This window comes from Micromonospora yongxingensis, from assembly GCF_052601155.1.
The window spans coordinates 221507-244888 of record NZ_JBQXEO010000002.1 but is presented as its reverse complement, the minus strand read 5'-3'; the positions used below and the strand labels follow the sequence as shown (position 1 = coordinate 244888).

Sequence of the window (23382 nt, the reverse complement as noted above, 5' to 3'; positions counted from 1 at the left end):
CTCCCAGCGGCCCGGCGCGCGGCGTGTCGCGGGGGACCCGTGACCGGTTCACCACGGTCGGTGAAAACCCGCCCCGTCCTTGCCGCCCGGTGCGAACACACCCGTCTGTTCGCCTCGACGCACCGCTCCTAGCGTTGCGGGGTGGAGGCAACCGAACGGAGACGGCGGTGATGACGGTGTGGCGGTACGCGCTGCGGCTCGGGGTGGTGCTGGCCTGTCTGAGTGGGGTGGAGCTGGTGCTGGCCGCTCCGGCGCAGGCGGCGTTCGCCACCGAGCTGAGTGGCCTGCCGGCCCGGTTCACCGCCGGCGACCAGGTCCGGACGGTCTCCGCCGTGGTGTCGCAGACCGACCGGCGCGGCGGGTGCGTGAAGGTGCGCTGGTCGATGGTGCTCAGCGTGCAGGGCATCCGGCTCGACCAGGTGAAAATGGATCGGGTGGAGGAGACCGGCGACTTTCCGCTGGAAATCCGGACCGAGGGTGACGTGGCCCGGCTGACCGACCGGCAGCTCGACCCGGGCACGCTCTGCCCGGACCGCACGGTCACCGCCCGCTACCGGGTGGCCTTCGCCGAGGACGTCACCCGGGGACGGGTCACCCTCGCCGCGGAGGCGTACGACGCCAACCTGCGCCTGCTTGCCCGCCAGACGGCCACCCGTTCGGTGGTGGGGGCGGGCGGCACACCGAGCAGCTCGGCGGAGCCGACCGGCACACCGGCGGAGCCCAGCGACCCGGCGAGCGTGCCGGGCGAGCAGGAGAGCACGGAGCCGATCGGTGACCAGGAGGTCGCTGCCGCGCCGCCGGCGCCCGGCCGCCCGGTGTCGCAGTCCGGCGGCTTCGGCGTGACGCAGGCGGCGTTCCTGCTCGGCGGGCTGCTGCTCTCGCTCGGGTTGGGGCTGCTGCTGCGGCTGCGCCACCTCACCCGCGTCGCGACCGCCGAGGCCGACGAGCCACCGGTGGACCGGCTCTGGGAGCGACCGCCCCCCGCGGGCCGCTGGCGACCGGCCCGCCGCTGATCGCGCGGGCCGCCGAGGTCGGGAGGCGTCGGGGCCGGCGGAGGTCCGCCGGCCCCGACGGTGTCACTTCGAGAACGCCTGGAACTCGGCGATCCTGACCTGGTCCCGGGCCGGGCTGGCGGTCGCGCAGTCCGTCGTCGTGGCCGGGTCGTCGTCCTGTTCACCGGCGTAGTTCGGGCCGCCGGTGCACTGGCTGGCCAGCACCTCCAGTCGCAGGTGGGTGGCGAGCGTGGTGGGCACCGCGAACGTCCGGAGGTTGATGTCCCGGCTGTACGCCCGGTACGCCCCACCGGGGAACGCGTCGCCGGCACTGGTGTAGATCCGTTGCCAGCGGGCCGGGTCGGCGCAGTCGGTGGTCTTCGCGTTGCAGGCCGACACCGCGAACGAGCGCAGCGCGCTGAGCGCGTTCTGACTGCCGGTGTCGGCGTCCCCGGCGATGGCGGGCCGCAGCATGGCGCTGACGTTCACCCGCTTGACCACCTGGGGTGCGTCGCCGGGCAGCGCCACGGTGAGCTGTCGGCCGGCCACCCCGTCCAGGGAGGCCCAGTTCGTCGCCTCGGTGTCGTCGGCGACGCGGTCCAGGTTGACCCCGTCGCCGCTGATCGTGGCGCCGGACGCGGTGGACGCGAGGTTGCGGCTCATCCGCAGGTCCACGTACCCGTCCTGACCGGCCTTGGCGACGACGCTGAGCCGCTGGTGCCCGAAGCCGGGCGCCACGGCGAGCAGGTCGTACGTGCCGGCCACCATCTCCACGGTGTCCGGGATCGGCGTGGCCGGGTCGGTGTCCGCGATCGGCGTCGCCCGTGCCTCGTACGCCCCGACGTACACCCGGATCGGCGCCTCGGCGCTGTCCCCACGCGGGCGCAGGGTGAGCGTCGCGTTGCCGCCGCGCGGCGAGGCGAAGCTCGGCGTCGGGTCGGTGTCGGCGGCGCCGTTGGTGGCGGCGTCCCGGCCCATCCCGGAGCGGGCGAACTCGGCCCAGATCAGGTCCTGGTTGGCGCCGCCGAAGCGGAGTAGGTCGGCGGTGAGCATGTTGTCCCGCATGTCGAGCATGCTGACCTGGCTGGCGGCCTGGAGCAGGAACGAGTCGAAGACGAGCTGCGACCAGCGCCGGTTACCCGGGCACTGGTCGGCGGCGACCTTGCCCTGCGCGCACTCCAGTTGCCGCTGGGGGGTGCCCAGGCCGTACCGCTTCACCATGGCGGACCGGACCCGGAAGTTGGTGGCCCCCCAGATCTCGCCGTCCGCGTGCACGGCCGGACCGCCGGTGTTGTAGCCGATGTCGGAGTAGTTCAGCGGGCTGCGGCTGAGGTCGTAGTTACGGATGCCGCTGACCAGGTTGCCGGTGACGTAGCCGCCCGTGACGAAGGGCGTCTCGCCGGGGGCGCGCAGCCCGTGCTGGAAGAGGTACTCGGCGGCGAGCAGGTCGCTCCACGACTCGCCCATCGACCCGCCCTGGTGGCCGCCGATGCCGCTGTCCGGGCCGGCGATCATCCGGTTGCTGATCGCGTGGGTGTACTCGTGGCCGATCACCGTCATGTCGTAGTCGCCGTCCACGCACGGCGGGTACGGCCCGCCGGCCTGCGGCTGCCACAGGTACATGTTGGTCGTCGGCGGCAGCCCGTCGCGCGGGGTGCCCTGGTTGGCGTTGTTCCGGTTGCCGGTCAGCGCGCCCTGCTGTGCGCGGCCCTGCTCGGCGTCGCCGCCCAGGCCGCCGGGCTTCAGGTTGACCGCCTGGAGGTTCCACGCCGACTCGGTGAAGCCCAGCTGGTACGCCCAGTCGTGCATCCGGTTGTGCATGGCGAAGAGGTTGCTGATCGCCGCGTCCGCGTCGTTGCGCTGCGCGGACGTGAACACCTCCGGGTTGCACTTCGCCTGGTGCCACTGGTCGGTGAACGGGTACTCGTAGCGGCGGTCCGGGCTGGGAGTGGCCGGGACGACCGGGGTGCCGGCGCCCCAGGAGAGCACCGTGTTGGCCGAGTTGCCGCGCGAGGTGAAGGTGGGCGTGCCGGTGGCCGCGTCGACGTCCCACGGCTGGCCGGTCGCCGGGTCGCGGAAGGCGGCCTGGCAGCCGGGCGCGGGGTCGCCGCACCAGCGCACCCGGGGGTCCTGCCCGGGGGCGAGGTCGCGCGGCGGCGTGGCCGGGAAGACCGCCCAGCTCGGGTTGTCCGAGTCGTAGTCGACGAGGTCCTCGCGGACCAGCACCTGCCCGGTGATCCCGTCCACGTAGGTGGTGAACGCGGCCGGGTGGTCGGTGTCCGCGCCGATCAGGGTCACCTCGTAGGCGGCCCGGGGGCCGTCGGTCGGGGTGGGCACGGCCACCGCGCGCACGGTGTGGCTGGCCACCGCGGTGGCGTCCAGCTTGGCGTCGGCGAGCGCTGCGGCGTACGCCTGCTCCTCGGTGCGGGTGGCCGGCGCGGGCGCGCCGGTGTCGCGGGCGAGCGAGGAGCTGACCGACAGCACCGCGCCGCCGGCGACCGCGATGGTGACCAGGCCGTCCGGCCCGGCCGGCAGGTCGCCGAAGCGCTGCCGCAGGGTGACCACGGCGCCGCTGCCGATGGGGCGGACCAGCACCCGCTCCAGCTTGGCCACCGTGTCGGTGTCCATTCCGAACAGATCGCGGTTGGCGGCCAGGTAGGCGCGGGCCGTGGCCTCCGGGTCGGTGGGCAGCCCGGTGGCGAGCGGGGTACGGCCGGGGCCGAGCGCCTGCGGTGTGCCGAGCCGGTTCCACCGGACGTCGGGGTCGGCGGCGCGGGCCAGCCCGCGCTGGCGGGCGTCGGGTGCCGCCGTACCGGTGCGGTTGTCGACGTCGGCGTGCTGGTGCCCCTCGGCGAACGGGCCGGACCGGCGCTCGGCGGATGGCGCGCCGCCGGCGGGGGCCGCGGTGCTCGCGCCGGTGGGGAGCAGCGCGGCGACTGTCGCGGTTGTCGCCAGGACGGCGATGAGCCGGCGTCGACGCCGGCTCATCGGGGGTGACCACTCCGGTTGTGGCACGGGACCTCCTCGTGGGAGCGGGATGGCCGGCGGCCGCCGACCGACGCAGCGCGGTGACGCATGCGCATTTGTGGATATCAGCCGCCGGGGGTGGCGGCAAGGCCCCAGGCCCGAGACGCGCCGACAGATCGGATTTGGTCGACGGTGCCGGGTGCTCAGCTGCCGGGCACCCAGTCGGGGTCGCGGCCGAAGGCCGACAGCAGGTGGTCCTGCTCGTCGGCGCCGGCGGGCAGCGGCACTTCGGGCCGCACCAGGTCGCCGCGCCGGTAGTCGTCGACCCGGCCGGCGAACCACCGGGCGCAGACGCGCACCGCCTCCGGGTCCATCCGCGGCTCGGCCCCGATCGCCACCGCCAGGTCCCAGCCGTGCACCAGGTGCTCGGCGAGGAGTTGGCTCAGGTACTCCTCGGCCGGAGTGTCACCGGCGGAGAGGTGCACGGTGCGGTCGACGGCACCGGGATGGACGGCGGCGATCTCGGCCTGCGCGGCGGCCTCGCGTGCCGCCACGGCCGGGTCGGTGCCGAGCAGGTCGCCGTCGAACCGGCTGCCGACCTCGTCGATGGTCCGGCCGGCGAGCAGTGGCACGCTCCACCGGTCCTCGCCCACCACGTGGTTGACCAGCGTGCGGACGTCCCAGCCGGGGCAGGGCGTCGGGTCGGACCACTGGCCCGGCCCGACCTGGTCCACCCGGTCGATGAACTCGGCCAGGCTCCGGCGGTACGCCTCGAGCAGGTCCATGGTGACGATTGTTCCGGCCGGCGCGGCGGGCCGAGCCGTTTTGCCCGGCTCTGCCCCCGGCAGGCGGGGCCGGCCGCTCCCGGTTCAGTCCAGGTCGCTCGGGTCCAGGCCGAGTTCCCGGGCGGTGACCAGCCGGACCCACTCGCCGAACTGCCGGCGGGAGATCACCCGGTCGTGCACGGCGAGTTGTACGGCCAGGCCGTCCATCACCGCGCTGATCCGCCAGGCGGCCCCTTCCGGGTCGGCGCACTGGAAGGTGCCGTCGGCGACCCCGGCCGAGATCACCGCGGCCAGGTCCTGCCGCCAGCGCAGGTCGAGCCGGCGGGACACCTTCTCCAGTTCAGGGGTGCGCAGTGACTCCGACCAGCCGTCGATCCACATCGACCACGAGGTGGCGCGCCCGGCCGGGGTGTAGAGCTTGAGGATCCGGCGGAGCTTGGTCAGCGGCGGGGCGGAGGAGCGGGTCACCACGTCCAGGCGGGCCAGATCCTGCTCGACCGCGTACGCGAACGCCTGCGCGAGCAGCCGCTCCTTGGTCGCGAAGTGGTAGAAGACCAGCGCCTGACTCACGCCGGCGGCCTGCGCCACGTCAGCCGTCCGGGTGTTGGCCAGACCGCGCTCCACAATCACGTCACAGGCGGTGCGCAGCAGGGCATCCAGGCGGATCTCGGCCGCACGTCTCGTCACGACCGTTACCGTAACCCATCCGACTGAACACGAACAGTTACCGCCACCGTCCGATCCGCGATGCGACAGTCGGAAGCCGGACACTTCCTGAGGGGGCCTTTCGTCGTTCTTCTGGGGACGTTCGTCGAGGTCCGGCGGCCCTCGCCGGCACGCCGCGATGCTGGCCGAGCGGTATCCGACGGGCGGGAGGCGGGCACGCGCCGGGGGTGCCGGAGTGTGACGGCTGTCAGGCCATCAGACCAGCCCCCTAGGAAGCCGGTTGGTGGTGGCTCGGGTCCCGCCGGCGCTGATGCCGCCGTCCACCAACCCGGGCCGGACGCGCCGAGGCCGACCCCGAGTTGGCAGTCGTTCACCGGCTCGGCTAAAGTTCTCATCCGTCACCCGGGAACGCCGGGGGCGTGCGGACGTAGCGCAGCTGGTAGCGCATCACCTTGCCAAGGTGAGGGTCGCGGGTTCGAATCCCGTCGTCCGCTCGGAGCTGCCGCCACGCATGACGGGGGCAACCTCGGTGGGGTGGCCGAGAGGCGAGGCAACGGCCTGCAAAGCCGTGTACGCGGGTTCAAATCCCGTCCCCACCTCGGCAACAAGCACGGGCGATTGGCGCAGTGGGAGCGCGCTTCCTTGACACGGAAGAGGTCACTGGTTCAAACCCAGTATCGCCCACCAGCTGGATGAGCAGTCAAAGGCTCGCTACCGAAACGGTAGCGAGCCTTTCTGTACGGACGGGCGGTCGGTCCGCGGCCGGGGCCGGCTCAGAAGGTCAGCAGCCGGAAGGTGCCCGCCGTGCGGAAGCCGAGGCGGCGGTAGACCGGCTCCCCGATGGGGGTCGAGGTGAGGGCGGCCGTGTGGACGCCCCGCCCGGCGGCGAGGTCGAGCGCGGCCCTGGTCATCGCCGCGCCGATGCCGCGACGGCGTTCCTCGGGCTGGGTGCCGACGAAGTACAGCGTCAGAAGACCGTCGGTGAGCCAGGCGACCGCCGTTCCGACGATCCGGCCGTCGTCGAGGCGGCCGGCCAGCCTGATGACGGTGCCGTCGCCGGCGAACGCCTTCTCCCGGTCGATCGCCGCCGCCACGCCCTCCGCCGGGATTCCGGACACCCGGGCATAGGCCGGGACGAAGGTGTCCAGGTCGGTGGTCTCGGCGATGTGCAGGCCGGCGGGCGTCGCAGCGTCCGCCGTGTCGGCGATCGCCGCGGTCATGATCGGCAGACGGGCGACCTCCACGCCGCCGAGGGACACCAGGCCGTCGGCGGCGTCGGCGTCGCTGTCCGGGCCGACCCACCACACCCGGGGTACGCCGTCGAGACGGCGCCGGGCCTCGGTGAGGGCGTCCTGGGGCCTACGCCCGGTCACGCGCAGCACGCCGTTGAGCGGCGGGTGCGGCACGTCGCTGCGATAGGTGACCAGGTCGGAACCCCCGGCCTCGCCGATGTTCCAGCCGAGCAGGTACGCCCGGTGTGCGGCCAGCACGGCGTCGAGGGACTCCACGCGGCGGATCTTAACGCGGGCACCGGACGTCCGGTCGTATCTGGATCGAATGACCAATTATTCGCGCGTACCGAACGTGTCGGTCTCGCACCTCGTGGGACATTCTGCGCTGCTCACGGCGCTATTGGATGGTCGGGCTCACTCGTCGTGACGGAGAATACTTTGTCGAGCGTTCCAGAAAAGCGCTAGTGTCAGGGCATGGCACGCACTCGTGAGTTCGACCTCGACGCCGCGGTGGACGCCGCCATGGAGGTGTTCCGCAGCAAGGGCTACGAGGGCACCTCCATCCGTGACCTCGGGGAGGCGACCGGCCTGGGCAGCGGCTCGATCTACGCCGCGTTCGGCAGCAAGGACGGTCTCTACCTGGCCGCGCTCGACCTCTACCGGCAGCGCTACGCCGCGCCGCTGGTCGAGATGCTGCGCTCCGGCAACGACGCCCGCGAGGTCATCCGTGAGGTGTTCGTCGGCGTGGTCGACGACATCGCCGGCGACGGGCGGCGTCTGGCCTGCCTGATCGTGGGCGCGTCGATGGAACGCGCCCACCACGACCTGCGGGTCGCCGAGCGGCTCCGCTCCACCACCCAGTCCCTGGAGCTGGCGCTCTACGACCTGCTCGCCGAAGGACAGCTGCGGGGTCAGATCCCGACCGACCGCAGCGCCAGCGACCTCGCCGGCTTCCTGGTGACCAGCCTCCAGGGCCTGCGGGTGATGGGTGCCATCAACCCCGACCGGGCGGCGCTGATGCGCTCCGCCGAGGTCGCGCTCAGTTGTCTGAGCTGAGCGCGGCCGTCACCAACCTTCTTCATGATCCAGGGAGATGCAGTCATGACCCCGACCGGCGTCGGCATCATCGGCGCGAGCACCAGCGGATGGGCCTCCATCGCGCACGTGCCCGCCATCGCCGCGACACCCGAGTTCGCGCTCCGCGCGGTCAGCACGTCCCGCGCCAGCAGCGCGCAGGCCGCGGCGGCGAAGTACGGCGTGCCCGCGTACCACGACCACCGGCAGCTCATCGCCCATCCCGACGTCGACCTCGTCGTCGTGTCGGTGAAGGTCACCGAGCACCTCAAGCTCATCTCCGCCGCCCTCGACGCGGGCAAGATGGTCTACAGCGAGTGGCCGCTGGGCAACGGCCTGGCCGAGGCCCAGCAGTTGGCCGACCAGGCGGCGAAGGCCGGCGTCCGCACCGTGGTCGGGCTCCAGGGCCGCTACGCCCCCGAGGTTCGCCTCGCCCGGGACCTGATCCGCGACGGGTACGTCGGCACGGTGCTCGGCACCACGATGGTCGGCTCCGGAATGGCCTGGGGCGGTGCGGTGGCCGACCCCGCCCAGGCGTACTGGTTCGACAACGCCAACGGCGCGTCCCCGCTCACCTCGGCCACGCTGCACGCCCTCGACCCACTGCACGTCGTGCTCGGCGAGTTCGACTCGGTGGCCGCGAACCTCGTCGTCGGCCGGAAGCAGGCGACGCTCGCCGACGGCAGCAGCATCCCGGTCACCGTGCCCGACCAGGTCGCGGTGATCGGCACCCTCACCGGCGGCGCGGCCGCGTCCGTCTTCTACCGGGGTGGCGCGTCCCGTGGGGACAACTTCCGATGGGAGATCAACGGCACCGAGGGCGACCTGGTGCTGACCGCCGACTGGGGCAACGTGCAGGTCGCGCAGCTCACCCTCGCCGGCGGTCGGGGCACGGACGGCGCGGTCAGGCCGCTGGAGGTCCCGGCGTCCTACCTGGACGGCGTGCCCGCCGAGCTGAGCCGTTCCGTCGCCGGTGGTGTGGCGCGACTCTACCGGCAGCTCGCCCGGGACCTGGCCGACGACATCCGGACCGTCCCCGACTTCGCGCACGCCCTGGGTCGGCACCGGCTCATCGACGCGGTCGAGCGGGCCTCCGCCACCGGCACGACCCAGTCCCTGGTCTGAATCTTGTCGCAGAGGAGTCAACAATGAGAGCGGTCGGACTGTTGCGCCACGGCGGGCCCGAGGTGCTGCGGGTGGTCGAGGTTCCCACGCCCCACGCCGGCCCCGGCGAGGTACGCATCCGGGTACGCGCGGCCGCCGTCAACCCGGCGGACACGCTGATCCGGGCGGGTGCGACGGCGGTGCGGCTCCGTGGCACCGATCCGCTCCTCCCCGGGCTGGACGTCGCCGGCACCATCGACGAGGTCGGTCCCGGCACCAGCGGTGAACTCGCCCCGGGTGACCTGGTGATGGCGATGATCAACCCGACCCGCCCGGCGGGCGGCGGGTACGCCGAGTGGGTCGTGCTCCCGGAGTCCTGGGTGGCACCTGCGCCGGTCGGATCGTCGGCTGCCGAGGCGGCCACCCTTCCGATGAACGGGCTGACCGCCCTGCGAGCCCTGGACCAGCTACGGCTACCGCCCGGCAGCTCCCTCGCCGTCACCGGCGCCGCCGGCGGCGTCGGCGGGTACGCCGTACAGCTCGGCAAGGCCGCCGGCCACCACGTGCTGGCCGACGCGGCGCCGGGTGACGCGGAGTTGGTCGCCGCGCTCGGCGCCGACGTGACGGTGACCCGGGGCCCGGGCGTCGCCGAGCGCTTCCGTGAGCACGTCCCGGACGGCGTCGACGCCGCCGTCGACGCCGCGCTGGTCGGCCCCGCGCTGCTGCCGGCGATCCGTGCCGGCGGCGCCGTGGCCCTGCTCCGCGGTGGGCCGGCCCCGGCGGAGCTGGCCCGGGCCGCCCGTCCGGACGTCACCCTGGTGGCGACGTTCGTGCACGACTACGACGGACGCCGCGACAAGCTCGACCTGCTCCGGCGGCTCGCCGAGGGGGGCGGCCTGACCCTGCGCGTCGCCGGCCGGTTCCCGCCCGAGGAGTCCGTCCGGGCGCACCGGCTCCTTGAGGCCGGCGGGGTGCGCGGTCGGCTCATCATCGAGTTCTGACGCCGGCAACCGGGGGCGGCACGCGGCGTTGCCGGCGGGGCGGCCGCCGCCCTAGGCGGCAGCGGAGAGCAGCGCCTCGGCGAGGTCGGTGCGGGTGCTGAGCAGCGTCCGACCCCGGCGGTGCGTCACCACCAGGCCCGCCGCCCGTAGCGCGGTGAGGTGTTGGGAGACCCCGCCGGCCGACATCCCGGTGCGTCGGGCCAGCTCCGTGGTGCTCGTCGGCGCGGCCAGTTCGGTGAGCAAGCGGGCCCGCCCGCGGCCGACCACCGCTGCCAGCGCGTCCGGGACGCCGTCCGGGCGCTCCCACAGCGTGCCGAGCCCTCGGGCCGGATAGGCGAGCTGCGGAGCATCCGCTGTGGAGACGCTCAGCACCGACGGCCAGACGAAGGCCGACGGGACCAGCACCAGGCCCGGCCCGTCCGCGATGTCCGGGGCGAGGCAGTGTCGCTGCGCGACGAGCAGGGTGTCGTCCTCCCACCGGACCTGCTGGTGCAGGTCGTTGAGGAGCTCGGCCGCCCCGTCCTCGGCCAGCCGGCGGGCGCGGGCGGCGACGTCGGCGTCGAGCAGCAACCGCAGTCGCGGCCAGTGCGGGGCCAGGGCGATCCGCCAGTACGCCTCGATCTCCCCGGTGAGCCGGCGCAACCCGGCGGGCGGGTCGGCGTACAGGGCGGCGAGCGCGGGGGTGCGGTCACCCGGGTACAGGTCCAGGTGCGCGCGGACGGTGGCGTCCGGGGTGGCGCGCAGGGCGGCCAGTTCGGCGGCCAGGTCCGGGGTGAGCCCGACCGGCGGCGGGGTGAGGAAGTCGGCCAGGTAGCCGGGTGGGGCGGGCACCAGCTGCCAGAGCAGCCCGCCGTCCGGGCCGGCCAGCCCGGCCTCGACCAGCGGCGGACGGACCCGCCGGACCCACGGCAGGTGGACCGCGTGGTCCCCCGGGTCGCGCAGCACCCGGACGCTCGCGACGACCTCCCACAGGCACGACACCGCGAACCGGATGCGGGCGACGGCAGCCGCCGACAGGCCGATGGCGACCATTTCACCCCCGGTGGATTCAGCTGGGACTGAAACATTACTGCCCGGGCCCGGGCCGGCCGAGACTTGCCCGGTGACCGATCACCAGAGCCGAGCAGAGCTCTTCCGTTCCCTGCACATCCCCGGTTCGCCGCTCGTCCTCGTCAACGCCTGGGACGCGGCGAGCGCCCGGGTCGTGGCCGCCGCCGGAGCCAGCGCCGTGGCCACCACCAGCGCCGGCGTCGCCTGGAGCCTGGGTTCTCCCGACGGCGACGCGCTCGACCGCGACGACGCCGTCGAGCTGATCCGGCGGGTCGCCGCCGCGGTGCCGCTGCCGGTCAGCGCCGACATCGAGTCCGGCTACGGAAGGACCCCGGCGGAGGTGGGTGACACCGTCCGCGCGGTGCTGGCCGCCGGCGCCGTCGGGGTCAACGTCGAGGACGCGCGGTACGACGGCGGGGAGCCACTGCGCCCGGTGGACGAGCAGTGCGCGCGACTCGCGGCGGTCCGATCCGCTGGCCACGGCGCCGGGGTGCCCCTGTACCTGAACGCCCGGATCGACACGTTCCTGCGCGGCGGTGGGGACGTCGGCGAGACAGTGGCCCGGGCGTCGGCCTACCTGGCCGCCGGGGCGGACGGGGTGTTCGTGCCCGGCGTGGTCGACCCGGCCGTCATCCGGCAGTTGGTCGAGGCGATTCCGGCGCCGCTGAACGTGCTCGTCGGGCCGGGGGCGCCGACGGTGGGGGAGCTGGCCAAGCTGGGGGTGGCCCGGGTGAGTCTCGGCTCGGCGGTTGCGGAGGGCGCGTACGCGGTGGCCCGCCGGGCGGCGGACGAGGCGTTCGGCGCGGGCACGTACGGAGCGCTGGCCGATGCCCTCGACTACGGCACGCTCAACGCGTTGATGCGCTGAGCGGCGGGGTTGCCACGGGCCGGCCACCCCGATCGGGGCGGCCGGCCGTGGCGCGTGCTCCTCCGGCGACGGCCGGCGGTCGTGTCACAGCGGCGGGGCGGTGTCCCGACGCTCCTCGACCCGGCGGTACTCCACCGGCTCCTCGACCCGCCGGTACTCGACCGGCTGCTCGGTGGTGGTGACCACCTCGCGGCGGCGACCCCAGACCAGCGTGGTCATGATCAGGCCGAGGACACCGGCCGCCATCAGGATCCAGCCGACCACGTCGAGGTTGATGCCGCCGACGCTCGCGTCCAGGGCGAAGGTGAGGATCGCGCCGAGCGCGATGAGGAAGATGCTGGTGCCGATACCCACGACAGCCTCCTTAGGGGATGTGGTGCGCTGTCGAGGTTCTTCAGTACCCCGTCGCCCACCAGCGCAATCGCCCCGGCCCGAGGGCGCCGGGTGCAGCGATCTTGGCGTCGGGTAGAGTTCACCCGTCGCCGGCGCTTGCCGGGACGTGCGGACGTAGCGCAGCTGGTAGCGCATCACCTTGCCAAGGTGAGGGTCGCGGGTTCGAATCCCGTCGTCCGCTCGCGATCCGCCCCACGAGCCTGGTTGCCGGGCCGGGCGGTCACCACGGGCGATTGGCGCAGTGGGAGCGCGCTTCCCTGACACGGAAGAGGTCACTGGTTCAAACCCAGTATCGCCCACCAGTTCGATGAGCATCCCAGGCGGCTCGTCACCGGACGTCCGGTGACGGGCCGTTCCTCGTACCCGGTCAGGTTCCCGCCGGCCGACAAACCGGTGGCGGTCCGCATCGACCCGTTGCCAGACTCTGACCTGTGCGAGAGCCGGACCGTTTCCGAGCCGCCGTCGCCGCCTGGGCGGCTGGCGGCACGGATGCCCCGGCGGCGGCAACGGTCGCCCGTGAGTTGGCCCGTGACGGTCGCCTGGCCACCGTCGTGCTCGTCGAGGGCGTCAGCGACCTGTACGCGGTGGAGGCGCTGGCCGCGCGGCGCGACCGTGACCTGATCGACGAGGGCGTGTGCGTCGTGTCGATGGGGGGCGCGATGAGCGTCGGTCGGTTCCTGCGGCTCTTCGGCGCGCAGGGGCTCGCCCTGGGTGTGCGGGGGCTCTGCGACGAGGCCGAGGAGAGCTACTTCCGGCGCGGGCTCGAGCAGGCGGGCCTGGGCGGTGGCCTGACCCGCTCGGCGATGGAGGCGCTCGGCTTCTACGTGTGCGTCGCCGACCTGGAGGACGAGCTGATCCGCGCCCTCGGCAGCACGGGCGTCGAACAGGTCCTCGCGGCGGAGAGGGACCTGACCAGGTTCCGGGTCTTCCAGAACCAGCCGGCGCAGCGGGGGCGGCCGGTCGAGCGGCAACTGCGGCGCTTCATGGGCACGATGAGCGGCCGCAAGGCCCGGTACGCCCGCGCGCTCGTGCGCGCCCTCGACCCGGCGTCCGTCCCGCGACCGCTGGACCACCTGCTCGCCGGGTAGGCGGAGTTCTGCTGTGGGGAGATCCGCTGACGGTGAACGTGGGTGCCGCCCGCCGTTGTGACCCGGCAGGGTGGACCGCATGAGACTGCTGGTGCTGGGCGGGACGGGTTTCGTGGGCGGGGCGACGGTGACCGAAGCGGTACGCCGGGGCTGGTCGGTGACGGTGTTCAACCGGGGGGTGCACGGCGCGGTCCCGCCGGGCGTACACCGGTTGCGGGGTGACCGGACCGCGCCGGACGGCCTGGCGGCGCTGGCGGGCGGCGAGTGGGACCTGGTGGTCGACACCTGGGACAGCGCGCCACGGGCGGTACGGGACGCGGCCCGCGCGCTGGCCGGTGCGGTCCCGCACTACGCCTACATCTCCAGTGGCTCGGTCTACGCCGTGCCCGTGGCGGCGCAGGTGGGCGAGGACGCGCCCACCGTGGAGGCGTCCGCCGACGCCGACGGGGGAGACTACGCGCAGTGCAAGGCCGGCGGGGAGCTGGCCGCCACGGAGGTGTACGGGGAGCGGGCGCTGCTGGTGCGGGCCGGGCTGATCCTCGGGCCGGGGGAGGACATCGGCCGGCTGCCCTGGTGGCTGCAGCGCGTGGCCCGGGGCGGGGACGTGCTCGCGCCCGGCCCCGCGGACCTGCCCGTGCAGTACATCGACGTCCGCGACCTGGCCGCGTGGACGCTGGACCGGGCGGCCGAAGGTGTCGGCGGTGCCTTCAACGTCATCAGCCACCCGGGGCACACCACGATGGGCGAACTGCTCGACGCGGTCGTCGCGGTGACCGGCTCCGACGCCCGGCTGCGCTGGACCGACCCGGCGTCGATCCTCGCCGCCGGCGTGATCCCCTGGAACGACCTGCCCATCTGGATCCCGGAAGGTCACGAGTTCCGGTGGTTGCAGGAGCGCGGCGTGCAGAAGGCGTACGCGGCGGGGCTGAGCTGCCGCCCGGTGGCCGAGACCGTCGCCGACACCTGGCGCTGGCTGCGTGCGGTGGGGTCGGTGCCGCCGCGCGCCGGCCGGCCGGCCCGCGCGCCGGTGGGCCTCGACCCCGCGCGGGAGGCGGCGCTGCTCGCCGCCTGAACGGCGCGTCGATCGGGGGTGGTGGTGCCGGCTCAGACCGGCACCACCGGCAGGTCCAGCACCTCGTCGACGCCGCGGCGCGGAGTCGGTCGGCCGGGCTGGCCGTAGCCGACCCGCAGCACCATCTGCGGTGTGCCGAACCGGCCCAGCGACAGCCGCAGCTGCTCCCGCGCGCCGGGCACCTCGATCGGCTGGGAGAGCATCGACACGCTGAGCCCGGCGTCGGTGGCCGTCAGCAGCACCCGTTGCAGGGCCTGGCCGGCGATCACCTGGTCCACGGCGGTGTTCCCCACCGAGCCGAGCACCGCCACCAGCGGTTCCGGCTCGAAGTCCCGCCCCGGCGCCCGGTCCCGGCCGCCGAAGCCGCGCGCCGGCAGCACGTCCTGCGGCTCGCTCTGCGGCCCGCCGGCCGAGACGGGTACGCCGTCGGGCGCGGGCTCCCGGCGTAGCCACCGCTCGCGCTCCGCCCGGTAGGCGGGGTCGCGCTCCAGCACCCGGTGCGCGCTGCGGGCGATCTCACCGAACGCGGCGACCGCGCTCACCCCGATCAGCATCTCCAGCCAGCACTGCTCGGCGCGGGCCGCCTCGCCGAGCCGCCACCGGGCGTCCGCCGGCACCGGGTTCGGCCAGAACGGCATCCGGTTGCTGAACCGGCGTGCGACGGCGGCGTACAGGCTCTGCTCCGACGGGGTGGGTCGGCGCGGGAGGTCCGGCACCAGCCGGGCCAGCAGGTCCGGCTCGGCCGGGTCCGGACGCAGCCGCACCCGGGCCGGTATGCCGGCCACGGCCAGCGCGATCCGCAGGTTGAACAGCGCCGCGCCGCAGGCCATCCGCACACCCCACCCGCTCGGGTCGGTCGCCGGCAGCCGGCGGGCCGGGTCGGCCAGCACCTCGATCCCGCCGTCACGCAGCCGCAACCGCCACGGCTGGGTGTTGTGCAGGGATGGCGCCCGCACCGCGTCCACGGCGGCGGCCCGCAGGTGGGCCGCGGTGTAGCCGATGTCCATGCCAGCTGTTCCTCTCCGGTGGAGCCGGCGCCGCTGCAGCCGCGACGGCCGGCGTACCCCCACCGTCCGCCCGCCGGGTGGGCGGCGGACAGGGCCGGACGTCCCGAGCCGTCGGGTCCGACCGCCCTCCGCCCGGTCCGCCCACCGTCGGCGGGGCCGGACCGCGTTGTCGGGACCTTCGGCCCGTGCATCCGACCTGAGGTCACGGGTAGAAAGGGGACATGATCCGGGTGTTCCTCCTCGACGACCATGAGGTCGTCCGCCGTGGCCTGGCCGACCTGTTGCAGAGCAGCGGCGACATCGAGGTGGTCGGCGAGTCCGGCTCCGCGCAGGAGGCGGCACGTCTCATTCCGGCGTTGCGGCCGGACGTCGCGATCCTCGACGCGCGCCTGCCCGACGGCAACGGCATCGACGTGTGCCGTGACGTACGCGCCGTCGACTCGTCCATCAAGGGCCTGATCCTCACCTCGTACGAGGACGACGAGGCGCTGTTCGCGGCAATCATGGCGGGTGCCGCCGGGTACGTGCTCAAGCAGATCCGCGGCACCGACCTCGTCGACGCGGTGCGCCGGGTGGCGGCCGGGCAGTCGCTGCTCGACCCGGCGATCACCACCCGGGTGCTGGAACGCATCCGCAACGGCGTCGAGCAGCCCCGCGAGTTGAAGTCGCTCACCGAGCAGGAGCGGCGGATCCTGGAGTACGTCGCGGAGGGGATGACCAACCGGGAGATCGCCGGGAAGATGTTCCTGGCCGAGAAGACGGTGAAGAACTACGTCTCCAGCGTGCTGGCCAAGCTGGGCCTGGAGCGCCGCACGCAGGCGGCGGTGCTGGCCACCCGGCTGCTCGGCAAGACGCCCTGACCCGGCCGGTCAGTCGCGCAGCGGCACCGACCAGCTCACCTCGGTGCCGTGCGGCTCGACCGGGCGGATCGTGAAGCCACCCCCGTGGCGTTCGGCGCGTTCACGGAGGTTGACCAGCCCGCCCCGGGCGGCACCCGGGTCGCAGCCCACCCCGTCGTCGGCGACCGTGACGGTGACGTGGCCGGCCTCGACGCGTACGGCGACGTCGACGTGGTCGGCCTGCGCGTGGCGGACCGTGTTGGACAGCGCCTCGCGCAGCACGGCGGTGAGGTCCGGGCGCACCGCGTCCGGGACGGCGCTGTCCACCGGCCCGGTCAGCTCCAGGCGGGGCTTGTGGCCCAGTGACTCGGCAGCCACCTCGATCGCCTCGCGGATCTCGGTCCGCAGCGCCGCGGTCATCGGCGTGCGCAGCTCGAAGATGGTCCGGCGGATGTCCCGGATGGTGGCGTCCAGATCGTCGACGGCCGCGTTGATCCGCCTGGCCACCTCCGGGCGGGTCATCATCGGCGCGGCGCTCTGCAGTTGCAGGCCGGTGGCGAAGAGTCGCTGGATCACCACGTCGTGCAGGTCGCGGGCGATCCGCTCGCGGTCCTCCAGGACCACGAGCAGCTCCCGCTCCTCCTGGCCGCGGGCCCGCTCCATGGCCAGCGCGGCCTGGCCGGCGAAGCTGCCCAGCAGGGCCACGTCGTCCTCGCTGGCGCCCCCGCCGCGCTCCGGGCGGTGTGCCACGACCAGCACGCCGTGCAGGGTCTCGGCGGTGGCCAGTGGTGAGATCACCGCCGGCCCGGTGTGCAGCAGCGCCGGCCACGGTGCGGCGTGCGCGAGGTCGTCCACCTCGTCGTGCCGGCCCTGCGCGACCGCCGCGCCGAAGCTGGTGTCGGCGGCCGGCACGACCGTGCCGACCAGCGCCCGCGACTGCTCGTCGGTGCCGTCGACCACCTCGACGGTGAACTGCGCGGTGTCGGGGTCGTAGAGCAGCACCAGCGCCAGTTCCGCCTCGGCGACCTCCCGGGCGCGGCGGGCGACCAGCGCCAGCGCGTCCGTGCGGCGTACCTCGCCGAGCAGCACCGAGGTGATCTCGGCGGTCGCGGCGAGCCAGCGTTCCCGCCGGTGCGCCAGGGCGTACAGTCGGGCGTTCTCGATGGCCACGCCGGCCGCGGCGGCGAGCGCGACCACGATCTCCTCGTCGTCCTCGGTGAACTGCGCCCCGCCCTGCTTCTCTGCCAGGTAGAGATTGCCGAACACCTGGTCGCGGATGCGCACCGGCACACCCAGGAAGCTGTGCATCGGCGGGTGGTTGGCGGGGAAGCCGTAGGAGCGGGGGTGCTGGGTGATGTCCGGCATCCGCAGCGGCCGGGGATCGTCGATGAGCAGGCCGAGCACCCCCCGCCCGTGCGGCAGGTCACCGATCTGCGCGCGCAGCTCGGGGGAGATGCCGTGGACGATGAAGTCGTGCAGCAGCCGGTCCGGGCCGACCACGCCCAGGGCGCCGTACCGGGCGCCGACCAGCTCGCACGCGGCCTGCACGATCCGTTGCAGGGTGCTGCGCAGATCCAGGTTGGTGCCGATGCCGACCACCGCGTCGAGCAGGGCACGCAGCCGCTCCCGGCTGGTGACGACCTCCCCGACCCGGTCCAGCATCTCCTGGAGCAACTCGTCGAGGTGGACGCGGGACAGCGGGCTCAGCCCGAGTGACGGCGTCACCGGCGTTTCCTGGCGAGGTGGTGGGACGCTGCTGGTCACCGCGCGATGGTAGCGCCGGCCGCCGCTGGCCGGACCGGTCAGCTCCGCTCGCCGCGTACCGCCGTGGTGTCGACCACCTGCTCGGTGGTCAGCCGTGGGGTGTGCGGCGGGCCCGCGTGCTCCGGGTCCGCGATACCCAGGCGCAGCACGAGGTACGGGAAGCCGAGCCCGGCGAGCAGCTGCCGCAGGGTCTGCCGGGTGCCCTCCACCTCGACGGCCGAGCTGAGCGGGACCACCGAGACACCGAGCCGGGTGGCGGTCAGCCAGGCGGCGGAGAGCGCCTCGCCGGCGCGCAGCCAGCTGTCCCGCTCGTCCTCGTCGCCGTAGAGCAGCGCGTACACGGCGGCACGGTCGTGGCCGGGCCCGACCGGCAGGCCGCCCGGTTGGCCGAAGTCACGGGCCGGCACGGTGGTCTGCGGACGCTGCTGGGGCAGCACCTCCGGCGGTAGCCCGGTGCCCGTGCCGGCACGGCTGGTCCAGTACGCCAGCTCGGCGCGCAGCCGTGGGTCCTCGGCCTCGACCGTGTCGGCGTGACCGGCCGCGGCGGCCAGCTCCAGCACCTGCTCGCCGTCGAGGATCTGCAGCCGGGCGCCCTCGGCGGCGACCGCCCGGGTGATCTCGCCGACCGCGGCGGTGGGCACCGGCTCGTCGCTGACCGGCCGCCGGTCGGTGTGTCGGACCTGCATGCACTGCACCATCCGCATGGCGTCCGGCTCGGGCGCCACGCGGCCCGAGGTGGTCAGCCGGGCCAGCAGTTCGCGGTCGCTCGGGTCGGGCAGCCGCTCCACCACGGCGCGCCACCCCTCGGCGGCCAGAGCCAGCCGGGCGTGGTGCAGGGCGGTGCCGCAGCTGATCGCGAGCAGCCGGCCCTCCGGGTCGGTGGCCGCGAGCTGCCGGTCGGCGACGGTGCGCAGCTCCAGGGCGTCGGGCAGCACCCGCCAGCGCCACGGCTGGGTGTTGTGCACCGAGGGGGCGTGCCCTGCGGTCGCGGCGGCCTCCGCCAGCGCGGTGGTCAGCTGGCTCTCCTGACTCATGGTCACGACCTCTCCGTCTCTGCCCACCCGTGCCTCCGGGCGGCGGCGCTCCGCGTTGGTGCCGCCTCCATCCTGTGGCATCCGTGGCGGTGCCGCACGGGTCGTAGGTCCCGGGCGACCGGGACGTCACGCCCGGGGTCAGCGTTCCCGGACCACGGCGACCGGACAGTGCGCGTGCTGGATGACCTGCTGGCTGACCGAGCCGAGCAGCATCCCCGCGAGCCCGCCCCGACCCCGGCTGCCGACCACCACCAGTGCCGCCTGCTGGCTGGCGTCGACGAGTGTCGCCGCCGGGCTGCCCGCCACCAGGTCGACGGTCACCGCCAGCTCCGGGAACGTCCGCCGCCACGGCTCCAGCGCCTGCTCCACCGCCGCCCGCTCGTCCGGCACACCGGCCGCCCCGCCGGGACCCTGGGTCCACGCGTGCAGCACGCGCAGCGGCACCCGCCGCTGGGCCGCTCGTTCCGCCGCGAAGCCGAGCGCCACCAGCGACGGCTCCGACCCGTCCACCCCGACCGCCACCGGCCCGCCCGGTGCGCTGCCCGCGCCGTCCCGGACCACCACGACCGGGCAGTGCGCGTGCGCGGCGACCGCCACGGCCGTCGACCCGGCCAGAAGCCCACCGAACCCGCCGTGGCCGCGGCTGCCGAGCACCAGCAGCCCGGCCTCGGCCGAGCGTTCCTGCAGGATCAGGGCCGGGGGCCCGTCGTACACCTCGCCGGTGACGGTGAGCCCGGGGTGCGCGGCGCCGGCCTGCGCCGCCGCGTCGCGGACCAGCTCCTCCACCTGCCGCCGGGCGGTGTCGTCGGGCCAGATGCCGGGCGCCACACCCGGGCCGACCCAGCTGGCCACGGTCAGCCATTCGAAGACGTACGCCAGCCGCACCGGCTGGCCGCTGCGCTCGGCCTCGTCCAGCGCCCAGTCCAGGGCCACGGACGCGTCGGTGGAGCCGTCGTAGCCGACCAGGATCTCCGCGTCACGCACGTCGTCCTCCTCAGGGGTTGGTCGGGTCGGTTTCCCGGACCCAGCGCCACTCGGCGACCTGGGGGTCGTCCTCGCCGTGGCGGCGGGTGTAGTCGCGCGCCGACTGCCGGGCGTCGATCATCTGCTGGCGCAGGTACGCGGCACGGGCGGCCAGCCCGGGCACCCGGTCGATGACGTCGATGACCAGGTGGAAGCGGTCCAGGTCGTTGAGCATCACCATGTCGAACGGGGTGGTGGTGGTGCCCTCCTCCTTGTAGCCGCGCACGTGCAGGTTGTCGTGGTTGGTGCGCCGGTAGGTGAGCCGGTGGATCAGCCACGGATAGCCGTGGTAGGCGAAGATGATCGGCCGGTCCGCGGTGAAGATGGTGTCGAACTCGTTGTCGGGCAGGCCGTGCGGATGCTCGGTGGGCGGTTGGAGCCGCATCAGGTCCACCACGTTGACCAGCCGCACCCGCAGGTCCGGCAGGTGCCGGCGCAGCAGGTCGGCGGCGGCCAGCGCCTCCAGCGTGGGCACGTCCCCGCAGCAGGCGAGCACCACGTCCGGCTCGTTGCCGTCGTCGCTGCTGGCCCACTTCCAGATGCCCAGGCCGCGCCGGGTGTGCTGGATGGCCTCGGTCATCGTCATCCAGTTCGGCGCCGGTTGCTTGCCGGCCACCACCACGTTGATGTAGTGCCGGCTGCGCAGGCAGTGGTCCATGGTCGCGAGCAGTGTGTTGGCGTCCGGAGGCAGGTAGACCCGGACCACCTCGGCCTTCTTGTTCACGACGTGGTCGATGAAGCCCGGGTCCTGGTGGGAGAAGCCGTTGTGGTCCTGCCGCCAGACGTGGCTGGACAGCAGGTAGTTCAGGGAGGCGAGGGGCTGGCGCCAGGGGATGGCGCGGGTCACCTTCAGCCACTTGGCGTGCTGGTTGAGCATCGAGTCGACGATGTGGATGAACGCCTCGTAGCTGGTGAACACGCCGTGCCGGCCGGTCAGCAGGTAGCCCTCCAGCCAACCCTGGCACAGGTGCTCGGAGAGCACCTCCATCACCCGGCCGTCCGGGGAGAGGTGGTCGTCGCCGGGCATCGTGCCGCCCACCCAGGCCCGGTCGGTCATCTCGAAGGCGGCGTCCAGCCGGTTGGAGGCGACCTCGTCCGGGCCGAACAGCCGGAACGTCTGCGGGTTGGCGGCGATGACGTCCCGGATCCACGCGCCGAGCACCCCGGTCGCGCCGGCCATCGGCTCGCCCGGCTGGGGGACGTCGACGCCGTACTCGCGGAAGTCCGGCAGGGTCAGGTCGCGCAGCACCACCCCGCCGTTGGTGACCGGGTTGGCGCTCATCCTCCGGTCACCGTGCGGCGGCAGCGTGCACAGGTCGTCCACCGGGGCGCCGGTGGCGTCGAACAGCTCCTCCGGGCGGTAGCTGCGCAGCCAGTGCTCCAGCTCGGCCAGGTGCGCGGGGTTGGTCCGCACCTGCGACAGGGGCACCTGGTGGGCGCGGTAGGTGCCCTCCACCTGTGTGCCGTCGACCTCGCGCGGGCCGGTCCAGCCCTTCGGCGTCCGTAGGACGATCATCGGCCAGCGGGGGCGTTCGACGACGCCGCCGGAGCGGGCCGCGAGCTGGATCGCGCTGATCTCGTCCAGTGCCCGGTCCAGCGTCGCGGCGAGCGCGCGGTGCACCTCGGCGGGGTCGTCGCCGGCCACCACGTACGGCTGGTAGCCCGAGCCGCGCAGGATGTCGAGCAGGTCCGACTCGGGGATCCGGGCCAGCACGGTCGGGTTGGCGATCTTGTAGCCGTTGAGGTGCAGGATGGGCAGCACCGCGCCGTCACGGGCCGGGTTGAGGAAGACGGTGGACAGCCAACTGCCGGCCAGCGGCCCGGTCTCCGCCTCGCCGTCGCCGATCACGCAGGCCACCACCAGGTCGGGGTGGTCGAAGGCCGCGCCGTAGGCGTGGCTCAGCGCGTACCCCAGCTCGCCGCCCTCGTGGATCGAGCCCGGCACCTCCGCCGCCACGTGGCTGGGGATGCCGCCGGGGAAGGAGAACTGCCGGAACAGCCGGGCCATCCCGGCCTCGTCGCGCGACACGTCGTGGTAGCGCTCCGACCAGGTGCCCTCCAGCCAGGTGTTGGCCACGATGGCCGGGCCGCCGTGCCCGGGTCCGGTGACCAGCATGGCGTTCAGGTCGCGCGCCACGATCACCCGGTTGAGGTGGGCGTAGATCAGGTTGAGCCCGGGGCTGGTGCCCCAGTGGCCGAGCAGCCGGGGCTTGATGTCGTCGGTGGTCAGCGGCTCACGCAGCAGCGGGTTGCCCAGCAGGTAGATCTGCCCGACGGTGAGGTAGTTCGCGGCTCGCCAGTAGGCGTCCAGCCGGCGCAGCTCGTCGTCGGTCAGCGAACGGTTCGCGTCGAGAGCGGTGTCCATGATGCTGAGCCTCTCGCAGATAGGGGAGTGGGGCATCCGAAGTCCAGCCTCGCCACTGCCGGCGGTCCCGCGTCAGGGCCGTTGGTCCCGGTCGGGGTGGGCGGCAGACCTGGTCAGCGGCGCCTCGGCCAGCCCACGGACGACGATCACGGGGGCCGGAGCGTGGTAGAGCAGCGACTGGGCGACCGCTCCGAGCATGCCCCGTCCCGGCTCGTCACCGCGGGCGGCGACGAGCGCCACCTGCGCCGAGCGGGCCATGTCGACCAGCACCTGGCCTGGGTCGCCCTTGACGACACGGCACTCGGTCGGCACCTCGCTGCGCCGGGCGGTGTAGTGGGCCACCACCTTCGTGAGCGCGTCGGTGACCGCTTCGGCGTCCTCGTCGGGTTCGACCACGCGCAGCGCCAGCAACCGGGCGCAGCGCAGGGCGGCGCATTCGAGGGCCCACTCCAGGGCGAGGTTCGAGCTGGGTGAACCGTCCACCCCGACCAGCACCGGACCCTCCGGTGGCTGCTCGCCGCGCACCACCAGCAGAGGGCAGCCGGCCCGCGCGGCGAGCTGGACGGCGATCGTGTCGGACGGGACGCACTCGCCGCTGCCGGCCATCCCGCTGTCGCCGACCGCGAGCAGGAAGGCCACCTCGGACCGGCGGATCAGCGTGGGCAGCGTCGCGCTCTCGATGATCTCGCCGCGTACGGTCAGTCCCGGCTCCACCTCGTGGGCGAGTTGGGCGGCCCGGGTGATCAGATCCTCGGCCTGGTCCCGGGGCGCGGCGACGGTGTCCGCGGCGAAGGCAGCCTGCCAGTCGAAGGTGTGCAGCAGGTGCAGCGGCCGGCCGTGTGCGGCGGCCTCCTGTGCGGCCAGCCGGACGACCGTGAGGTCGCGGTCGGAGCCGAGGCCGACCAGCACCGCTGCATCGGTGGATGTGGCCATCCGACATCACCTCCCGGGCGTCGCGCCCGGCACGACCACGCTGTCCCTGACCGAGGGTAGTCGGGCGGTAACGGCGGCGGGCGGGATCGGGCGGTGCCGGCGACGGTCGAGGGATCTCGTCAACT

Annotated in this window: 20 protein-coding genes and 5 tRNA genes; 13 read left to right on the top strand and 12 right to left on the bottom strand. The window is 74.0% G+C overall.

The features are described from left to right. Positions 1–170: 170 nt before the first annotated feature. The gene (locus ACTWLT_RS04315) at positions 171–1013 is read left to right on the top strand and encodes a hypothetical protein (RefSeq protein ID WP_445317397.1); all 843 of its coding nucleotides are present in this window, start codon (positions 171–173) and stop codon (positions 1011–1013) included. Positions 1014–1076: 63 nt separating this feature from the next. Here ACTWLT_RS04315 and ACTWLT_RS04310 read toward each other — a convergent pair whose 3' ends face one another. From ACTWLT_RS04310 to ACTWLT_RS04300, 3 genes are all read right to left on the bottom strand, one after another. Continuing rightward, complete coding sequence (locus ACTWLT_RS04310; RefSeq protein ID WP_445317227.1) at positions 1077–4007, bottom strand: M36 family metallopeptidase; 2931 nt, start codon at positions 4005–4007, stop codon at positions 1077–1079. Positions 4008–4162: 155 nt separating this feature from the next. Continuing rightward, complete coding sequence (locus tag ACTWLT_RS04305; protein WP_445317226.1) at positions 4163–4744, bottom strand: TIGR03086 family metal-binding protein; 582 nt, start codon at positions 4742–4744, stop codon at positions 4163–4165. An 84-nt stretch (positions 4745–4828) separates the two neighbouring features. Continuing rightward, entirely contained in the window at positions 4829–5431 is a 603-nt protein-coding gene (locus tag ACTWLT_RS04300) for a TetR/AcrR family transcriptional regulator (protein WP_252416459.1), read from the bottom strand. A gap of 400 nt (positions 5432–5831) precedes the next feature. Here ACTWLT_RS04300 and ACTWLT_RS04295 point away from each other — a divergent pair. The 3 genes from ACTWLT_RS04295 (at position 5832) to ACTWLT_RS04285 (ending at position 6097) form a co-directional block, all read left to right on the top strand. Then, positions 5832–5904 (top strand) — tRNA-Gly (locus ACTWLT_RS04295). 34 nt (positions 5905–5938) lie between these two features. Then, a tRNA-Cys gene (locus ACTWLT_RS04290) sits at positions 5939–6009 on the top strand. Positions 6010–6022: 13 nt separating this feature from the next. Then, positions 6023–6097 (top strand) — tRNA-Val (locus ACTWLT_RS04285). Between the two features lie 86 nt (positions 6098–6183). Here ACTWLT_RS04285 and ACTWLT_RS04280 read toward each other — a convergent pair. Further along, positions 6184–6918, bottom strand: a complete 735-nt coding sequence (locus ACTWLT_RS04280; RefSeq protein ID WP_445317225.1) for a GNAT family N-acetyltransferase — start codon at positions 6916–6918, stop codon at positions 6184–6186. 198 nt (positions 6919–7116) lie between these two features. Here ACTWLT_RS04280 and ACTWLT_RS04275 point away from each other — a divergent pair, with 198 nt between their 5' ends. From ACTWLT_RS04275 to ACTWLT_RS04265, 3 genes are read left to right on the top strand one after another with little or no spacing between them, the layout of a single operon-like run. Next, the gene (locus tag ACTWLT_RS04275; RefSeq protein WP_445317224.1) at positions 7117–7698 is read left to right on the top strand and encodes a TetR/AcrR family transcriptional regulator; all 582 of its coding nucleotides are present in this window, start codon (positions 7117–7119) and stop codon (positions 7696–7698) included. A gap of 45 nt (positions 7699–7743) precedes the next feature. Then, complete coding sequence (locus ACTWLT_RS04270) at positions 7744–8841, top strand: Gfo/Idh/MocA family protein (protein WP_445317223.1); 1098 nt, start codon at positions 7744–7746, stop codon at positions 8839–8841. Positions 8842–8864: 23 nt separating this feature from the next. Then, complete coding sequence (locus ACTWLT_RS04265; RefSeq protein WP_445317222.1) at positions 8865–9821, top strand: NADP-dependent oxidoreductase; 957 nt, start codon at positions 8865–8867, stop codon at positions 9819–9821. A 51-nt stretch (positions 9822–9872) separates the two neighbouring features. Here the strand turns inward: ACTWLT_RS04265 and ACTWLT_RS04260 are convergent, their stop codons facing one another. After that, the gene (locus tag ACTWLT_RS04260; protein WP_445317221.1) at positions 9873–10853 is read right to left on the bottom strand and encodes an ArsR/SmtB family transcription factor; all 981 of its coding nucleotides are present in this window, start codon (positions 10851–10853) and stop codon (positions 9873–9875) included. Between the two features lie 70 nt (positions 10854–10923). Here ACTWLT_RS04260 and ACTWLT_RS04255 point away from each other — a divergent pair, with 70 nt between their 5' ends. Continuing rightward, on the top strand, positions 10924–11739 hold the full coding sequence (locus ACTWLT_RS04255) for an isocitrate lyase/PEP mutase family protein (RefSeq protein WP_445317220.1): 816 nt from the start codon (positions 10924–10926) through the stop codon (positions 11737–11739). An 84-nt stretch (positions 11740–11823) separates the two neighbouring features. Here the strand turns inward: ACTWLT_RS04255 and ACTWLT_RS04250 are convergent, their stop codons facing one another. Continuing rightward, positions 11824–12093, bottom strand: coding sequence for a DUF6458 family protein (locus ACTWLT_RS04250; RefSeq protein WP_445317219.1), 270 nt, complete (start codon positions 12091–12093; stop codon positions 11824–11826). Between the two features lie 147 nt (positions 12094–12240). Between ACTWLT_RS04250 and ACTWLT_RS04245 the strand changes: the two genes are divergently transcribed. The 4 genes from ACTWLT_RS04245 to ACTWLT_RS04230 all read left to right on the top strand — a co-directional run bounded on the left by ACTWLT_RS04245 (position 12241) and on the right by ACTWLT_RS04230 (position 14292). Continuing rightward, positions 12241–12313, top strand: a tRNA-Gly gene (locus ACTWLT_RS04245). A 46-nt stretch (positions 12314–12359) separates the two neighbouring features. Continuing rightward, positions 12360–12434: transfer RNA gene (locus tag ACTWLT_RS04240), tRNA-Val, on the top strand. A 129-nt stretch (positions 12435–12563) separates the two neighbouring features. Beyond that, on the top strand, positions 12564–13220 hold the full coding sequence (locus tag ACTWLT_RS04235) for a TOPRIM nucleotidyl transferase/hydrolase domain-containing protein (RefSeq protein WP_445317218.1): 657 nt from the start codon (positions 12564–12566) through the stop codon (positions 13218–13220). Positions 13221–13299: 79 nt separating this feature from the next. Further along, entirely contained in the window at positions 13300–14292 is a 993-nt protein-coding gene (locus tag ACTWLT_RS04230) for an NAD-dependent epimerase/dehydratase family protein (RefSeq protein WP_445317217.1), read from the top strand. A 32-nt stretch (positions 14293–14324) separates the two neighbouring features. On the opposite strand, the gene ACTWLT_RS04225 is transcribed toward ACTWLT_RS04230, so the two are convergent. Continuing rightward, positions 14325–15299 (bottom strand): Acg family FMN-binding oxidoreductase, encoded by a 975-nt coding sequence (locus ACTWLT_RS04225; protein WP_445317216.1) that lies wholly within the window; start codon positions 15297–15299, stop codon positions 14325–14327. A gap of 221 nt (positions 15300–15520) precedes the next feature. On the opposite strand from ACTWLT_RS04225, the gene ACTWLT_RS04220 reads away from it, so the two are divergent. Beyond that, positions 15521–16159, top strand: a complete 639-nt coding sequence (locus ACTWLT_RS04220) for a response regulator (RefSeq protein ID WP_445317215.1) — start codon at positions 15521–15523, stop codon at positions 16157–16159. 9 nt (positions 16160–16168) lie between these two features. Here ACTWLT_RS04220 and ACTWLT_RS04215 read toward each other — a convergent pair whose 3' ends face one another. From ACTWLT_RS04215 to ACTWLT_RS04195, 5 genes are all read right to left on the bottom strand, one after another. Continuing rightward, entirely contained in the window at positions 16169–17845 is a 1677-nt protein-coding gene (locus ACTWLT_RS04215) for a sensor histidine kinase (protein WP_445317396.1), read from the bottom strand. 95 nt (positions 17846–17940) lie between these two features. Further along, positions 17941–18936: an Acg family FMN-binding oxidoreductase gene (locus ACTWLT_RS04210; protein WP_445317395.1), complete on the bottom strand. Its 996-nt coding sequence runs from the start codon at positions 18934–18936 to the stop codon at positions 17941–17943. Between the two features lie 138 nt (positions 18937–19074). Beyond that, entirely contained in the window at positions 19075–19920 is an 846-nt protein-coding gene (locus tag ACTWLT_RS04205) for a universal stress protein (protein WP_252416452.1), read from the bottom strand. Between the two features lie 10 nt (positions 19921–19930). After that, on the bottom strand, positions 19931–22324 hold the full coding sequence (locus ACTWLT_RS04200) for a phosphoketolase family protein (RefSeq protein ID WP_445317214.1): 2394 nt from the start codon (positions 22322–22324) through the stop codon (positions 19931–19933). A 72-nt stretch (positions 22325–22396) separates the two neighbouring features. After that, positions 22397–23257 (bottom strand): universal stress protein, encoded by an 861-nt coding sequence (locus ACTWLT_RS04195; RefSeq protein ID WP_445317213.1) that lies wholly within the window; start codon positions 23255–23257, stop codon positions 22397–22399. Between the last annotated feature and the right edge of the window lie 125 nt (positions 23258–23382).

What these genes read in the sequence shown, in the direction of transcription:
- ACTWLT_RS04315 (WP_445317397.1), top strand. Translation starts at nt 171, where the DNA reads ATGACGGTGTGGCGGTACGCGCTGCGGCTCGGGGTGGTGCTGGCCTGT.
- ACTWLT_RS04305 (WP_445317226.1), bottom strand. Translation starts at nt 4,744, where the DNA reads ATGGACCTGCTCGAGGCGTACCGCCGGAGCCTGGCCGAGTTCATCGAC.
- ACTWLT_RS04275 (WP_445317224.1), top strand. Translation starts at nt 7,117, where the DNA reads ATGGCACGCACTCGTGAGTTCGACCTCGACGCCGCGGTGGACGCCGCC.
- ACTWLT_RS04270 (WP_445317223.1), top strand. Translation starts at nt 7,744, where the DNA reads ATGACCCCGACCGGCGTCGGCATCATCGGCGCGAGCACCAGCGGATGG.
- ACTWLT_RS04265 (WP_445317222.1), top strand. Translation starts at nt 8,865, where the DNA reads ATGAGAGCGGTCGGACTGTTGCGCCACGGCGGGCCCGAGGTGCTGCGG.
- ACTWLT_RS04260 (WP_445317221.1), bottom strand. Translation starts at nt 10,853, where the DNA reads ATGGTCGCCATCGGCCTGTCGGCGGCTGCCGTCGCCCGCATCCGGTTC.
- ACTWLT_RS04230 (WP_445317217.1), top strand. Translation starts at nt 13,300, where the DNA reads ATGAGACTGCTGGTGCTGGGCGGGACGGGTTTCGTGGGCGGGGCGACG.
- ACTWLT_RS04225 (WP_445317216.1), bottom strand. Translation starts at nt 15,299, where the DNA reads ATGGACATCGGCTACACCGCGGCCCACCTGCGGGCCGCCGCCGTGGAC.
- ACTWLT_RS04220 (WP_445317215.1), top strand. Translation starts at nt 15,521, where the DNA reads ATGATCCGGGTGTTCCTCCTCGACGACCATGAGGTCGTCCGCCGTGGC.
- ACTWLT_RS04210 (WP_445317395.1), bottom strand. Translation starts at nt 18,936, where the DNA reads ATGAGTCAGGAGAGCCAGCTGACCACCGCGCTGGCGGAGGCCGCCGCG.
- ACTWLT_RS04200 (WP_445317214.1), bottom strand. Translation starts at nt 22,324, where the DNA reads ATGGACACCGCTCTCGACGCGAACCGTTCGCTGACCGACGACGAGCTG.
- ACTWLT_RS04195 (WP_445317213.1), bottom strand. Translation starts at nt 23,257, where the DNA reads ATGGCCACATCCACCGATGCAGCGGTGCTGGTCGGCCTCGGCTCCGAC.